The following is a 14,945-nucleotide window of genomic DNA, read 5'->3' as shown; positions in this document are numbered from 1 at the left end:
AAAAATAGCTATGAAAAAATCTATCGTCATAGATTTCTTCATAGCTAATCTTAGTATGTTTTGTATATTAGCTAGGATGATTCAATTGAACATCATAAATATCCATTATTCAAGCTATGGCTTATGTATGTGCTTGAATAAGGGATTTTAACTTACTATAGTTTCACATTATGAAAATAAATTTTTTAATACTCTGTATAAAGAGCCTAATAATTGAAAGAAATCACCTGTCATGTATCTCACTCCTATCTATATAAAATTACGTTAGGTTTATACCTTATATCATTTTATTTATTTGTTGATGTTAATTGTTCACTTTGTACTAAATCTTCAGCAAGACCATGCCAGAACTGTTGCAATTCATCTCTAGTACGTTTTGTATCTGTACTGTCTTGGCCTACAAAGTCTACATGATCCCAGTCATGTTTTGTTGGAGTTACTTGCCATACACCTTTTTGATTTTTATCTGTAGCTTCAACATATTTTTGATTAAATGGATGTTGTGAAGAAATGACTGAAACAAGTCCATCATTTTCTCTCCATTCTTTCTCTTTAGCTTTTCCAATTAAATTACCAGTAATTGTAAATGGTAAGAACATGTTAAGATCAGCTTTTTGTTTTCCTGCCAATGTTTTATGTGTTGACTCGCCAGTATAAGTTTTATATACAATATTAGGATTTAATGATGTTTTTCGGTTTAAATCTGTTGCGCCATCGCGTGTTAAATCGTGTAAACCACTATCTTTTGATTTCCACAGTTTTGAATTTTGAACACGTTTAACATATTGAATATATGATTCGTTTGGTTTTTGTTTTAATCCCCAGTGTTCTAACCCAAAGTCTACACGTGAATCTTTATTACCATACATTTTACCTACGTCATATGCAAGTTGGCGTACAATCGCTTCGTTACCTAATAAGTCTGACGCATGTGTACCATTATGTGGTGTACCGAGTGTTGTAATAGATGACACCATATTGTCGTGGCCACCTTGGTATAATGGAGAAATTTCCCCACCATGTTGTTTTTGATATTCAACTTCTTCTGGATTACCATGTCTCAATAGCTCTTCTAATTGACGAATTGTTTGACCACCCATACTATGACCAACTAAATGTATTTTTTGACCTGGTTTCCAATCTTTATAAACACCTTCATAGGTTTTACCGTAACGCTCATGACCATATTTAGCTGCGTGTGCTGCACCATAGTCAACACGTCCACCTTTGATGTAGTAGTATAACTCAACAGCACGGTCATAGTTACTACCAAATGCACTTATACTTGCTTCATAAGCCTCATATCCATTTTCTTCCAAATCTTGGCGAATATTCATTTTATCGCCACCCCAATAATGCGTTAGCACTGATGGGTTGATATCGTCTGTAAATCCATTGAAACCATGTACTAAAATAATTGGATCATTATTTTTATATTGTTTTTGTTTTGCTGATTTATTTGTTTGATCCTCATTTTTTTCACTCACTTGTTGCTTAGACTGTTTATTAGTTGTAGCAACAGCATTACTTTCTAAATTAGCGAGACCATCTTGAGACCCTTTATCATTTTTAGAAGATTTATCTTTATCTGTAGTTGGATTCGCTTGCTTGTCAACTTTAAGGGGTTCCTCTTTACTATTTAAATTAAATGATTCAACTTTGGCGTCATCGTTCTTAGCAGTCACTTGTTGAGTGTCGTTATTTACTTCTTTATTTATCTCTTCTGTTGATTGGCTATCTTTTGATTGATTTTGAGCTGTTACTCGTAGTAAATCAGTAGTTTTAGATGATTGTGTATCTTGTTTACTCAAATTCTCTTTTTGAGAGTCTTCTTGTTTGGCAGCTGTATTATCGAGTTGTGAAGGTTTAGTTTTCACATCTTCATTGGACTGTGCTGCTTTTGAGTGTAAAGTTTGATTGTTTTCACTAGCATGCTTTTCCAGTTCAACTTGTTCTTGTTGTGGTTTCTCTTCGGAATGATTTTGAACAAATGCTTCATTTTCTTTATTTTGTTCAACTACAGATTCAGATTTATTGTCATTTTGAGAATCTTTTTGTTGCTGAATCAAATCCTCGTTTTTTGGTGTTTCGTTATGTAAGCTTTCATTTTCAGTAATAGAATTAACATTACTTTTCTCATTAACATTCTTATTTTGCGTTGATTGTTGTTCACTTAACTTTTCATTTCCATCCCCAATAGATTGTGTTGTGCTATTTTCAACAGTTCCCTTATCCTGTTGTTGCTCAGCTGCCTGAGCTGATCCTCCACCCATAAATAATAATGCTGCAATCAGAATGGATGATGCACCTACGCTAAATTTACGAATACTGTATTTGTTTTGTCTTGTCTTCACAATTAGCACCTCTATCTATTTGTTTATTTTAAAATGAAATTTTTCTCGATAATTTGTTAGATGAAAATATTAATAATTATACGTGGTATAAATCCAAAAATTTTACTAAAAATGGGTTTGATTGCTTCCATAACTATCTCCTTCCCACCAAAGGTAAGCGCTTCCATTATCGTTCAAAAAAATAAAAATTATAAAAATAATTTTAATAGGTCATAAAAGAATAATTCACTTATCTACTTTGGTTTGATTTGATTAATATATTACATCGATGTTCACAATTTGTCAACAATTACATGCAATTTAATTATTTATCATACTAATATTAAATCTAAAGAAATTGATAGTTATCTACATATACTATAAAATAATGGATTTATATGAAAATAAAGGATGATTAGTAATGGATATACAAAAATTTGAATCTTATCTAAAAATTAAACATTCATACTATTCGACTCCTTCTCTTGAAGCATTAAATTACTATGTAAGACGCTTTATGATAACTGTGCCATTTGAAAATATTAATGTTCAAAACAAGATTCCTATCTCAATCGATATCAAAGATTTATACAATAAAATTGTTATTCAACGTCGTGGCGGTTTTTGCTATGAATTAAATCATTTGTTTGCTACGTATTTAGAACATAAAGGCTTCCATGTCACTCGTGCTGCGGCAACAGTTCACACACCAAATGGTGGACGTAGTCCTGAAGGCTCGCATATGTCACTTTACGTTAATATCGAAGGAACACTTTATATTACTGATGTTGGATTTGGTGATTTACCTACAAGTATTATCGAGATAGGTTCTAAAACACAATTCATTCCAACATATGATAAAAATGGAGTTTACCGTGCTGTTTGGATTAATGACAATCAATATGCCTTACAGAAGCTTAGACAAAATAAATGGATGACACTCTATGAAGCGCATTTAAAATCTCAAAGCATTAAAGACTTTGAAGATAAAATAAGCTACAATGAGCATCATCCTCATTCTATTTTTGTACGACATTTGCTTATTACACAACCACAATCATTTGGACGTGCAACAATGACTTATCATTCTTTAACTTTAAGCAATGATAGTACTAAACATAAATATGACGTTACTACCAATAACTACAAATATTTTTTAAAAAAATATTTTAATTTAAACGTATCAATTATCCCATTTGAACCATAAATAGGATGAATCGTCATTCACTTTCATCCTATTTTTAATAATTGATTTATAAGATTCATCGAACAAATTCCCTATATTAGATTAATTAAAATTCTAAATTATACTACCTTACCATTCTTGAACCTTTTTGCGCTCGCCTTTAAAATTATTTCTTTTTTGATGGCGATGCGCTAGTACCTGTTCTACTTCTGAAAATGGAATATCCAAACTATGTAGTAACACAAAAAGGTGATACATGACATCTGCTGTTTCATTAATAACTTCTTCACGATTATGTTTTATCGCACCTATCACAACTTCAAATGCCTCTTCACCAAATTTCTTGGATATTTTCTCGATACCTTCCTTTAATAAATATTGAGTGTAAGAGTTAGATTGATTGCTTTTAGCACTTTGATGAATCGTTTGTGCTAATGCTTGAATTTTAAAGCGCGATTCAATTTCACTATTAAAACAACTCAGACTTCCAGTGTGACTTGTAGGACCTTGTGGCATCACTTTGATTAAGATTGCATCTTGATCACAATCTAGATGAATACTCTCAACGTGTTGGAAATGACCAGAAGTTTCACCTTTAGTCCATAAACGTTGTTTAGATCTAGAGAAGAAGGTTACTTTCTTTTCTTTCAGAGTTTTTTGATAAGCTTCTTCATTCATATATCCCAACATTAATACGCTATCCGTTTGTGCATGTTGCAAAATTACCGGTACTAATCCCTTAGAAAAGTCTATAAGTTTATTCATCTCACAAGGATACCTCCTTCACGCATTTTATCTTTAATTTCTGCCACTGTAGTTTCTTGATCATGTAAAATACTTGCCGCTAAACCTGCCGAAACATCTGTTTGTTGAAATAGTTCAACAAAATGTTGTGCATTTCCTCCACCCCCAGAGGCAATAATCGGAATATTAACTAATTGTTTAATTTTTGCTAAATGTTCAATATCAAAACCTTGTTTCATTCCATCATGATGCATGCTAGTTATAAGCAATTCCCCAGCACCTAAAAGCTCTACTTCTTGTACCCAATCATATACCCTGACATCAGTTAATTTTTTACCACCGTGCGTAGTACAGAAATAATCCTTTCTGTCTTTATCATAAAAGCTATCAATAGCAATACAAATACATTGACGACCAAATTTCTCGCTTGCTTGTCGAATTAATTCTGGATGTTTTAAAGCGCTTGAATTGAGTGATATTTTATCTGCTCCGTGATTTAATAGTTGCGTAATATCATCTAAATTTTGAATCCCTCCTCCTACTGTTAAAGGGATAAATAATTGTTTTGCCGTTGCTTCTATCACTTCTATCATAAGATCATGTCCTGCTTCCGTCTTCGAAATATCAAGAAAGACTAGTTCATCTGCACCGGCTTCATTATAATAAAGAGCCAAATCAACTGGATTACCGATATCTCTTAATGACTGGAACTGGATACCCTTTACGACGCGTCCATCTTTAACATCTAAACATGGAATCACTCTTTTTTTAATCAAGATAATCCCTCCCAGAATTCATCCAGATGTGCTGCTTTTCCTACAATAGCAGCATGAACATTTAACGATTCTAATCGAAACAAGTCCTCTTGATGTCTAATACCTCCTGAAGCAATTACAGGCAACGATGTATAAAGTGCGAGACGACCTGTCAAATCAAAATTAGGTCCAGAAAGTTTCCCATCTTTCGAAATATCGGTATAAATCACACCACCCAAAGGTAAATGCTCAATTTTGGCAACATAATCAAATAAATTGAGTTTAGCATCCTCTTTCCATCCATTAATCTTTATTTTCTCTCCAAAAGCATCTACGGATAAGTAGAGTTTATTTGGAAATTGATGTGTCATATGTGTTAACCACTCTATATCTTGGATACCTTTTGTACCTACAATACAATAGTCTATTCCTGAATGAATATAATTTTCAATTGTTTGTTTTGAACGAATGCCGCCACCCACTTCTATAGGCTTAGTGGTCACCTTTCTTAAGGAACGGATGTAGTCGAATTCTTTTACCTCTTTTGCTTTAGCCCCAATTAAATCTACAATATGTATACGTTTCACACATTTAAATTGACTATAAAATCGGATACTGTCTTCTACAGATTTTTCCATTTTTTCTTTTGTATCATATTTGCCTTCTGTTAATCGAACACTTGTTGAATTAATCAAATCAATAGCTGGCCATAAATCAATCATTAATAAACCCTCCTTTAAGCGCTTGATTTAGAATCTCTAATCCATACGTTCCACTTTTTTCAGGATGAAACTGGATACCTATATAATTTCGGTATTGAATGACTCCCGGAATCTTTGTACCATAGTCAGCATAAGCTACGACATATTCTGACATTTCTGCTTGATATGAATGAACAAAATACACATCACTTTGCAGTAAGGGATGTGTACTCTTTAATTCATTCCAACCCAAATGAGGAATAGGATGAGATGATTGGATTGGCACTATATTTCCCGGGACAAGTTCCAATCCACTAACGTCACCTTCTGCGCTATGTTGAAAGAGTAATTGCATACCTAAACATATTCCAATTACCGGTTTATCATGTATATTTTTAAGCATATCTTTGATGCTTTTTTCTTCTATAGAATGCATCGCATCCTGAAAATGTCCAACACCTGGAAGTACGATAGCTTCAGCTTTTTGCACGTCTTTATCATTACATGTCAAAATCACATCATATCCTAAATGTTGAATCGCTCGAGTAACGTTACTTATGTTTCCCAATCCATAATCAATAATCGCAATCATTCAATTACTCCTTTAGACGATGGAATACGTCCATCTTCATTTTGTGCAAGAGAAATCTTTAATGCTCTTGCAAAAGATTTAAATATTGCCTCAATCTCATGATGTGTATTTCCACCTCTTAATAAGTCAATGTGAACGGTTAATCGCGCATTAATTACCAATGCTCTAAAAAATTCTTCAACTAGTTCAGTGTCAAAAGTTCCTACCTTTTGGGCGCTCAACTTGCTATTAAATGAGAAATATGGACGGCCACTAATGTCCACTACTGTTCGAGCAAGCGTTTCATCCATGGGTACATATGAGCAACCATATCTTGTAAAACTTTGTTGAGTCTTAACTAATTCAAGAAGTAATTGTCCAATAACTATACCTATATCTTCAGTTATATGATGATCATCAACATACGTATCTCCAGTGGCCTCAATAGATAAAGTTAATCCACTATGAAAAGTAAATAGCGTTAACATATGATCTAAAAATCCTACACCAGTATTAATATGAGATTGTGTTCCGTTATTAGCCAGTGAAATATTAAGCTGAGTTTCTTCAGTGTTTCTTTTGATTTGATAGTTCATAACATACGCTCCATTTCTTCACTATTTTTCCAGTAGAAGAAGTTGTTCTTCTGTAGCAATAGAGTAACGAACATACGCTTTCATTTTTATTAACAGATATCGTAATAACCTATCCTTATCGGCGTACATGAATCGATTTTTCATGATTAAATAAAGATTCTATATGTGCAATATGCTCAGCTGATTCTGCCACTTCGTTAAATGTTTTTTGTGATAAATGAATGACTGAATGTCGTGTCATAAAGTCATTCACAGAAAGCCCATTTGTAAATCTAGCTGTTTGATTAGTAGGAAGTACATGACTTGGACCTGCCATATAGTCCCCAATAACTTCAGGAGAAAAATGACCTAAAAAAAGTGCGCCTACATATTTAACTTTATCTATATACATTTCAGGTGCTCGAGTTTGAATAGATGCATGTTCAGGTGCAATCGTGTTCATAATTAAACATGCTTCTTCAGTATCTTGAGCTAATATTAGATAATGATGGTTAGCAATACTTTGTGATATGATATCTTGCCGTTCAACATACTGAAGTTTCTCTTGTATTATAGTGTTCAATTGATTAAGTACCTTTTCATTTTCACTAATCACATAAGTACAAGCCATTTCATCATGTTCTGCTTGTGCAAATACGTCATAAGCGATTGCGTCTAAGTCAGCACTTTCGTCTATAATCAAGGCTATTTCTGTCGGTCCTGCGATTTGGTCTATGCCTACTTGACCGAATACAAACTTTTTAGCATAAGCAACATATTGATTCCCTGGACCTACGATTTTGTCGACTTTTTTTATAGTTTCCGTGCCATAAGTTAGCGCTGCAATACTTTGTGCTCCGCCGACTTGATAAACATGATGAACACCTGTAATGTAACAAGCGGCTAACACCTCTTGACATATACCGTTATTTTGAGGTGGGGTAACAACAGTAATCTCATTAACACCTGCTACTTGAGCAAGTGTTGCAGTCATTAATACTGTAGACGGATAGCTAGCCTTACCTCCCGGCACGTAAATACCTACACGTTCGATAGGATGGTATCGTTCATAACATTCAGTTTGTTGAGATGATTCCTGTTTTACCTTAATATTTTCTTGGTACACTTTAATTCTCTGATAGCTTTGCTCTAATGCATCTCGTGTTTCATTATCTAGCATGTCGTATGCATTTTTTAGTTGGCTTTGCTCTAATTCAAGCTTCTCAGTTTCCACTTGATCAAATTGTAAATTATAATTTTTTAAAGCTTTATCTCCCTGTAATTTAACTTCTTCACAAATGTGACTCACTATCTCGTACAAAGATTCATTTAGAGATTCAACATTATTAAATTCTTTTAAAAATTGTTGTGCGCTAAGCATAGCTAATAGACACTCCCAACTGCTTGATTAGTCTCTCTATTTCAGATGATTGCTTAAAATATGATTCTTTATTTGTAATTAACTTAGCGTTAATTTCACTGATATACTTTTTCTCAACGAGCCCGTTAGCTGTAAGCGTAGAACCAGTTTGTACAATATCTACAATAGCATCAACCATATCCACTACACATGACAATTCAACTGAACCGTTAAGGTGAATCACTTCTACATCCATACCTTCTTTATTGAAGAATTGAGTAGCTGTATGTACATAGCTCGTTGCTACTTTTTTATAGCAAGATGTTTCTGGCTTTGCCGCCAACGCAAAATGACATTTACCAAATGGCAAATCGAGTAATTTATTAATATTATATTTTTGACCATTCAGAATATCACTCCCCACAATTCCTACATCAGCAATACCTTGTTCTACATAAGTAGGAACATCGCTTCCTTTAACTAAAATCATTTCAATGTTGTCGACTGTAAGCAATAACTGTCGCTGTCTATTTAAAAGTACAGTTGCAATATCTATCTGATTAACTTGTTGTAAATATTCGATAAAACTCTTTAATAAACGACCCTTTGCTAATGCAACTCGTAACATGGTGTTCCACCTCACCTTTTATAATTAAAGTGTTAATCCTAAACCAAAACCTTCTAGTGAACCGTGATAATATCCACCTGTCAAAACGCTATGAGTAGTATTTTTAAGATGACATTTTATAAAAATACCTTTGTAATAAGATCTAGGCGCTTGTGCAGTTACATCAAGGTGGATTTCAGTAATCCCATGATCAGTAAACCATTGTGCCCAAGATTGAATTGCCACCATTGCAGGGTGTCGCTCAGGTAAATAATGAGAGAGTATTTTAAGTTGATTTAATGTGTTCTCTTTAAGAATTTGAATGATGGGATGATTGAAAGTTAGTTTTTGAATAAGCCCTGATAAATTACGTTCTTCTATCATCTCCATAACTTCTCTAGTTTGATGATTTTTCTCTAAAAGTGCATCAATCAATTGATAGTGACCTAAAATGACAAATTGAATGTCATCATGAAGTACGTTTTGAATAAAATATTGGAAATCTAAGAAATTTTGAGTGATATTATCAAATTGTGGCTCGTAGTTCTCAATGCCGACTTGCTTTATAACTCTGTTATCTCTGATAATATCCCCTGCATAAGCTACTTTTTTTAAATGTGTTGGATAGTTCGAATAATATCTGAATAATTGATCGGTAAAATCATTTCTTAATGCATAAATAGATTTATTTTGTTGCCAAAAGCTTCTTTCATCCATTTGTTGCAAATCCTCATGAGTCAATCGTCGCCAATCCAATTCTTCAATTAAGTTAAAATCTACAACATTATACTTTTGTTGATGAAAAAACTTTAAAAAACGTAATTCCTTTTCTTTCATTGAAATGATGGTATTGTTCATATTTACGCCGCCCCTCCCTCACACTGAATTCTTTAGTTCGATAATACATTAAAGTAAAAATGTAGTAATACACTAACATGTTACAAGTTATCTGACAAGTATTTTTCAGAAAATTCTTTCTTTTATAATAAATTCTTTCTAAGTCTTTAATTATCAATTTTCAATTAAAATAAAAACCTCTTGCAAAGTAACTAATACTTTACAAGAGGCATATATTATTGATCAGTATTAAATTTTCAGTTATTACTAGGTTGTAAATTCATCATAGCACCAAATTCTTGTTGACAGTGGGTAAATGATACGAATGCTAACAATTCTACAATTTCTATATCAGTCAATGTCTTTGTTAAAACCTGTATTGTAGATTGTGGAACCCGTCCATTTTGTGACACATAAACATCAACAAAACCTATGCAAACTATAGATTTTTCATCGGTAAATTTCTTATTGGGTTTTCCTTTAGATTTGCAGTATAGACAACCACTGTTTTGAGCTAGTATTTTTCTAATTTCTTCTTTTAAATCAACAGATAATTGCCCCTCATTTTTTAATATATCTTCCAATGCATTCCATTTTTCTTGAACACTAGGGAGATGTCCGAGAAGTTTGTCAAAAGAAGTATCACCACGATGAGATAAGTTAATTATAGCCATCTAATCACCTCTTATTTATTTTAATTAATCAAACACCAATGATGAATGTTATAATTAAAGTAAATTTATAGTTTACTTATTAATAATAAGGAGATTTGCCCATTGGACCTAACAAATCAAAAGATCCTACACTTACTTGAGCAAAATAGTAAGCTATCGCTTTCTGAAATTGGAAAGGAAGTAAATTTATCTACACCCTCTGTTCGAGAACGAATCTATAAACTTATTGATTCGAAAATCATTGAACGATATACAATCGACATTAATTACGATGCATTAGGTTTCGATATTAATGTTTTGATAGAAGTAACTATAAAAAATAACCTATATAAAGATTTCAAAGCATTCATTTCAGTTCAAAACAATGTTGATTTTTGCTATAGAATTTCTGGAGATAGTTGCTTTATATTTAAAGCGCATTTTAAAAAGATGAGCGAAGTCGAAACACTCATCAACGAAATCCAATATTATGGTCATACAAAAACACATTTTATATTTTCAGAAACAAAATAGTGTTTTATAATTTATCAATATTGTCGTTTATGTAATACTATATAAAGAAATGTAAAAACACAATTGGGTTGGTAGTCCCAATGCAAATTACTTATATTTGTCAGTAACCTTCCTCCTCAGGTCGTCCATCATTTCAATTTTAAATTGAGGAGGGACTTATCTGTGAAATTATCTATTTTTCATGATGGTCAATTTTTTGTAGGTGTCGTGGAATACCAAGAAGGCTTCATTCATAAATATCTAAAAGTTACATTTGGCAATGAACCTAGCGATGAAACAGTGTTACGATTCATAACTTTTAAACTTATTCCTTTATTAAATCAAACACATGGCAAGAAGAAACCTATTCAAAAGCATAAAAAGATTAATCCAAAACGTTTACAACGTAAAATCGCTAAAGAACAAAAAGAGACCAATTTAACTACATTTGCTCAACAAGCGATTAAAGAAGAACAAGAATTGAATAAGCTAAAGAGTAAAAAACTTCAGCGTTTAGAAAAAGAACGACACAGACAATACAAAAGAATGTTAAAAAGAAAAAAAGCACATGAAAAGCACAAAGGTCACTAATTTTAATTGAGTCTGCCACATATATTAAATGTGGCAGACTCAAAACTTTTTCAAATTAATATAGATAACTTAAATCTACCAATTTGAAGTTAATCATTCCTTCATTTTTAATTACTCATAAAAACTACGAATTCATTGTACTTTTAGTTATTATCCAACGTTTGTAGATTAAAAAAACAACGATCTCCTTTATTAATTACATCGTCCCAGTTAGCATCATAATTATATCCAAGTTTTTGTGCTAATTTAATAGAATTTGTATTATATTGATTTGTTCGAATTAATTTTGGTGTTATGGTATCATGCTTTTTTAAATGACGGGCAATCTCCTCCATTGACTCAAAAGCTAAACCAACACCAGTATACGATGGAAAGATTCTATAATACGCATTAAGAAACTGTTGTTGATGAATTGTACGATACTCAAATCCCGCTATTCCCACTACTTCGTGATTATCTCTCATAATTAAAATGAAGTAACCAAATTGATATTCATCCCAATGCCTCATCCATCCTTTAATAAAATCTTGGGTTGCTACTTTATTCTGATGAATACCTTTAGGTGTATACTTTGTAGCTACCTTATTTGTATGCAATTGATAAAGTTCATCTGTATAACTCAAATTAGGCTTCACTAGCTTTAATCTATGTGTTTCTAACATCTACATCCCTCTTTCCAATAAATTATTCAATTGTAGATAACTTAATATTGTTTACGCACTCTTTTCACTATTGAGAAGAGTATATATTGTATTTAGACTTACGTCAGTCTCACCAAAAAATTTCACATAACATTCAATTTTGACACTATAGTTCACCTTATATTTATACTTATTCACTAGTAAATGTGTCTAATCAATGATCATATTGTGTCTAAAATATTACAAAATGGAATAGGTAGTATTATAAATATGTATTTTTGTTATATAGCCTATCGTCTTATAATAGGAATCAGCGCAATAATTTAATTATTTTTGCACGAATTCTTAAACCAAAGAAAGGTGAGCAAAAAAATGGCTAATAAAGAGTCAAAAAATGTTGTTATTATTGGCGCTGGTGTCTTAAGTACGACATTTGGTTCTATGATTAAAGAATTAGAACCTGATTGGAACATCAAACTCTATGAACGCTTAGATCGTCCAGGTATTGAAAGTTCTAACGAAAGAAACAATGCCGGTACAGGACATGCGGCGTTATGTGAATTGAACTATACAGTACAACAACCTGATGGTTCAATTGATATAGAAAAAGCCAAAGAAATCAACGAACAATTCGAGATTTCAAAACAATTCTGGGGTCACTTAGTAAAAAGTGGTAACATCAGTAATCCTAGAGATTTCATTAATCCACTTCCTCACATTAGTTTCGTAAGAGGTAAAAATAACGTTAAATTCTTAAAAAACCGTTACGAAGCAATGCGTAACTTCCCTATGTTCGATAACATCGAATATACAGAAGATATCGAAGAAATGAGAAAATGGATGCCATTAATGATGACAGGTCGTACTGGTAACGAAATCATGGCGGCTAGTAAAATTGACGAAGGTACAGATGTTAACTACGGTGAATTAACTCGTAAAATGGCAAAAAGTATTGAAAAACATCCAAATGCTGATGTTCAATACAACCACGAAGTAATTAATTTCAATCGTCGTAAAGACGGTACTTGGGAAGTTAAAGTTAAAAACCGTAATTCTGGAGACGTTGAAACTGTTCTAGCTGATTATGTATTTATCGGTGCAGGCGGTGGCGCTATTCCACTATTACAAAAAACTGGTATCCCAGAAAGTAAACATCTTGGTGGATTCCCTATCAGTGGTCAGTTCTTAATTTGTACAAACCCTGATGTAATTAATGAACATGACGTCAAAGTATATGGTAAAGAACCACCAGGCACACCTCCAATGACTGTACCACACTTAGATACACGTTATATCGAAGGTGAAAGAACATTATTATTTGGACCATTTGCAAATATTGGCCCTAAATTCTTAAGAAACGGTTCTAACTTAGACTTATTCAAATCAGTTAAACCTTATAACATCACAACATTACTAGCATCTGCAGTTAAAAACTTACCTTTAATCAAATACTCTATCGACCAAGTATTAATGACTAAAGAAGGTTGTATGAACCATCTACGCACGTTCTACCCTGAAGCTCGTGACGAAGATTGGCAATTATACACTGCAGGTAAACGTGTTCAAGTTATCAAAGATACTAAAGAACACGGTAAAGGATTCATTCAATTTGGTACAGAAGTTGTTAACTCTAAAGACCACTCTGTTATCGCACTATTGGGTGAATCACCTGGAGCATCAACTTCAGTATCAGTAGCCCTAGAAGTTTTAGAGAAAAACTTTGCTGAGTATGAAAAAGATTGGACTCCAAAATTACAAAAAATGATTCCATCATATGGTAAATCTCTTATCGATGATGTTAAGTTAATGAGAGCAACTCGTAAACAAACATCTAAAGATTTAGAATTAAATTATTACGAATCTAAATAAAATACTTTCCCTGTAAAATATAAAAATGATGAAGAGAAAATAAATAAGTATAAAATATTTCTCCCTATACTCAAAACCTTAATTAATATTAAATTAGAGTAAATAAATTTAGAAACAAAATTAACCCCTACCCCTGATACCTCCAACGAAGTCGAGCCAACTTCGTTGGAGGATTTTTTATATTCTTTCTTAGCGAATTAAGTATCTGTCACAGTATGTATCTAACAAATCAGCGATACAGCAAAATTTATAAATTGTCCTTTTTTAAACTCAATGATTTAAAATAACTAATCACACGATTCCGTCACAATTTATTTTTTATAAACACCGTTTCTATATAAAAAATAAGTTTATCTCTCTTTATATAAAAACAAACTTAAATATCATCTCATTATACATTTTTAAAAACGTAGTTTAACTCCTTTACTCTTTATATAAATATGTTCATTGTACTAAAGGCCATTTAAAATTCCATGTTGCAAGTCATCATAGATACGAAGAAGTCTATGAATTGATTTAATTTCAGAATATAATCGAACGGAACCTTGAACAATTTCATAACTCTACTATAAAAAACACCCGTCCTAAGACGAGTGAAAATAAAAAGAGTTAGAAATAAAAGGAAACTAAACATAAAAAGAACAATATAATAGATGATGGTCAATTGATGTATTATATGAGGTATTGAAGAATTTTCACTTTGTTTGCACTTCAAATAAAATAGACAGGGACGGATATGTCCATCTTATATTCATCCAACCATCATCTCTATATCATTCTTAAATCGTAAAAATTACGATTTAATGTTATGTTACTTTCTTCTAATTGCAATGTCAAATGAAAATGTATGTGTTTAATTATTTTTTTAGACATACGTTATTTTACTTCAGTATTAAATGAAATATTTTTAGTTTATAATTCAATAATCCTCACTATGAGCAACCTCAAATCAACAATCACATGTTCTTTTTTATATTTATGTGAAATTTCACAACATTTTTCTGGAAGA

The 14,945-nt window shown here is 32.2% G+C and carries 15 protein-coding genes; 4 read left to right on the top strand and 11 right to left on the bottom strand.

Going from position 1 to position 14,945, the window contains the following annotated elements; genetic code table 11:
- Positions 1-287: 287 nt before the first annotated feature.
- The gene (gene gehC / locus FNL83_RS01210) at positions 288-2,354 is read right to left on the bottom strand and encodes a YSIRK domain-containing triacylglycerol lipase GehC (protein ID WP_001829425.1); all 2,067 of its coding nucleotides are present in this window, start codon (positions 2,352-2,354) and stop codon (positions 288-290) included.
- A 400-nt stretch (positions 2,355-2,754) separates the two neighbouring features.
- On the opposite strand from gehC, the gene FNL83_RS01200 reads away from it, so the two are divergent.
- A complete protein-coding gene (locus FNL83_RS01200; RefSeq protein ID WP_001829426.1) occupies positions 2,755-3,540 on the top strand; it encodes an arylamine N-acetyltransferase family protein in 786 nt (261 codons plus the stop codon).
- Positions 3,541-3,648: 108 nt separating this feature from the next.
- Here the strand turns inward: FNL83_RS01200 and hisIE are convergent, their stop codons facing one another.
- From hisIE to FNL83_RS01155, 9 genes are all read right to left on the bottom strand, one after another.
- Positions 3,649-4,284 (bottom strand): bifunctional phosphoribosyl-AMP cyclohydrolase/phosphoribosyl-ATP diphosphatase HisIE, encoded by a 636-nt coding sequence (gene hisIE, locus FNL83_RS01195; protein WP_054828593.1) that lies wholly within the window; start codon positions 4,282-4,284, stop codon positions 3,649-3,651.
- A complete protein-coding gene (gene hisF, locus FNL83_RS01190; RefSeq protein ID WP_001829431.1) occupies positions 4,281-5,039 on the bottom strand; it encodes an imidazole glycerol phosphate synthase subunit HisF in 759 nt (252 codons plus the stop codon). The genes hisIE and hisF overlap by 4 nt, the downstream gene beginning before the upstream one ends.
- Complete coding sequence (gene hisA / locus FNL83_RS01185; protein ID WP_001829444.1) at positions 5,036-5,740, bottom strand: 1-(5-phosphoribosyl)-5-((5-phosphoribosylamino)methylideneamino)imidazole-4-carboxamide isomerase; 705 nt, start codon at positions 5,738-5,740, stop codon at positions 5,036-5,038. Before hisA ends, hisF begins: the two co-directional genes overlap by 4 nt.
- Positions 5,733-6,311, bottom strand: a complete 579-nt coding sequence (hisH, locus tag FNL83_RS01180; protein WP_001829439.1) for an imidazole glycerol phosphate synthase subunit HisH — start codon at positions 6,309-6,311, stop codon at positions 5,733-5,735. Before hisH ends, hisA begins: the two co-directional genes overlap by 8 nt.
- A complete protein-coding gene (hisB, locus tag FNL83_RS01175) occupies positions 6,308-6,886 on the bottom strand; it encodes an imidazoleglycerol-phosphate dehydratase HisB (protein ID WP_002437839.1) in 579 nt (192 codons plus the stop codon). The genes hisH and hisB overlap by 4 nt, the downstream gene beginning before the upstream one ends.
- Positions 6,887-7,001: 115 nt before the next feature.
- Positions 7,002-8,246, bottom strand: coding sequence for a histidinol dehydrogenase (gene hisD / locus FNL83_RS01170; protein WP_001829419.1), 1,245 nt, complete (start codon positions 8,244-8,246; stop codon positions 7,002-7,004).
- On the bottom strand, positions 8,239-8,853 hold the full coding sequence (gene hisG, locus FNL83_RS01165; protein WP_001829424.1) for an ATP phosphoribosyltransferase: 615 nt from the start codon (positions 8,851-8,853) through the stop codon (positions 8,239-8,241). The genes hisD and hisG overlap by 8 nt, the downstream gene beginning before the upstream one ends.
- A gap of 24 nt (positions 8,854-8,877) precedes the next feature.
- Positions 8,878-9,690 (bottom strand): ATP phosphoribosyltransferase regulatory subunit, encoded by an 813-nt coding sequence (locus FNL83_RS01160; protein ID WP_001829417.1) that lies wholly within the window; start codon positions 9,688-9,690, stop codon positions 8,878-8,880.
- Between the two features lie 236 nt (positions 9,691-9,926).
- Positions 9,927-10,343: a carboxymuconolactone decarboxylase family protein gene (locus FNL83_RS01155; RefSeq protein ID WP_001829440.1), complete on the bottom strand. Its 417-nt coding sequence runs from the start codon at positions 10,341-10,343 to the stop codon at positions 9,927-9,929.
- A gap of 102 nt (positions 10,344-10,445) precedes the next feature.
- On the opposite strand from FNL83_RS01155, the gene FNL83_RS01150 reads away from it, so the two are divergent.
- Positions 10,446-10,856: an Lrp/AsnC family transcriptional regulator gene (locus FNL83_RS01150; protein ID WP_001829421.1), complete on the top strand. Its 411-nt coding sequence runs from the start codon at positions 10,446-10,448 to the stop codon at positions 10,854-10,856.
- 162 nt (positions 10,857-11,018) lie between these two features.
- Positions 11,019-11,426, top strand: a complete 408-nt coding sequence (locus FNL83_RS01145; protein ID WP_001829438.1) for a YjdF family protein — start codon at positions 11,019-11,021, stop codon at positions 11,424-11,426.
- A gap of 143 nt (positions 11,427-11,569) precedes the next feature.
- On the opposite strand, the gene FNL83_RS01140 is transcribed toward FNL83_RS01145, so the two are convergent.
- Positions 11,570-12,088, bottom strand: coding sequence for a GNAT family N-acetyltransferase (locus tag FNL83_RS01140; protein ID WP_001829416.1), 519 nt, complete (start codon positions 12,086-12,088; stop codon positions 11,570-11,572).
- A gap of 351 nt (positions 12,089-12,439) precedes the next feature.
- On the opposite strand from FNL83_RS01140, the gene lqo reads away from it, so the two are divergent.
- The gene (lqo, locus tag FNL83_RS01135) at positions 12,440-13,936 is read left to right on the top strand and encodes an L-lactate dehydrogenase (quinone) (RefSeq protein WP_001829441.1); all 1,497 of its coding nucleotides are present in this window, start codon (positions 12,440-12,442) and stop codon (positions 13,934-13,936) included.
- The last annotated feature ends 1,009 nt before the right edge of the window (positions 13,937-14,945 follow it).

Source organism: Staphylococcus epidermidis, from assembly GCF_006742205.1.
GTDB lineage: Bacteria > Bacillota > Bacilli > Staphylococcales > Staphylococcaceae > Staphylococcus > Staphylococcus epidermidis.
This window is presented reverse-complemented; position numbering and strand designations above follow the sequence as displayed.

Bases quoted from the DNA above. Each gene is read 5' to 3' on its own strand.
- FNL83_RS01200 (WP_001829426.1), top strand. From the start codon at position 2,755: ATGGATATACAAAAATTTGAATCTTATCTAAAAATTAAACATTCATAC.
- hisIE (WP_054828593.1), bottom strand. From the start codon at position 4,284: ATGAATAAACTTATAGACTTTTCTAAGGGATTAGTACCGGTAATTTTG.
- hisA (WP_001829444.1), bottom strand. From the start codon at position 5,740: ATGATTGATTTATGGCCAGCTATTGATTTGATTAATTCAACAAGTGTT.
- hisH (WP_001829439.1), bottom strand. From the start codon at position 6,311: ATGATTGCGATTATTGATTATGGATTGGGAAACATAAGTAACGTTACT.
- hisB (WP_002437839.1), bottom strand. From the start codon at position 6,886: ATGAACTATCAAATCAAAAGAAACACTGAAGAAACTCAGCTTAATATT.
- hisD (WP_001829419.1), bottom strand. From the start codon at position 8,246: ATGCTTAGCGCACAACAATTTTTAAAAGAATTTAATAATGTTGAATCT.
- hisG (WP_001829424.1), bottom strand. From the start codon at position 8,853: ATGTTACGAGTTGCATTAGCAAAGGGTCGTTTATTAAAGAGTTTTATC.
- FNL83_RS01160 (WP_001829417.1), bottom strand. From the start codon at position 9,690: ATGAACAATACCATCATTTCAATGAAAGAAAAGGAATTACGTTTTTTA.
- FNL83_RS01155 (WP_001829440.1), bottom strand. From the start codon at position 10,343: ATGGCTATAATTAACTTATCTCATCGTGGTGATACTTCTTTTGACAAA.
- FNL83_RS01140 (WP_001829416.1), bottom strand. From the start codon at position 12,088: ATGTTAGAAACACATAGATTAAAGCTAGTGAAGCCTAATTTGAGTTAT.
- lqo (WP_001829441.1), top strand. From the start codon at position 12,440: ATGGCTAATAAAGAGTCAAAAAATGTTGTTATTATTGGCGCTGGTGTC.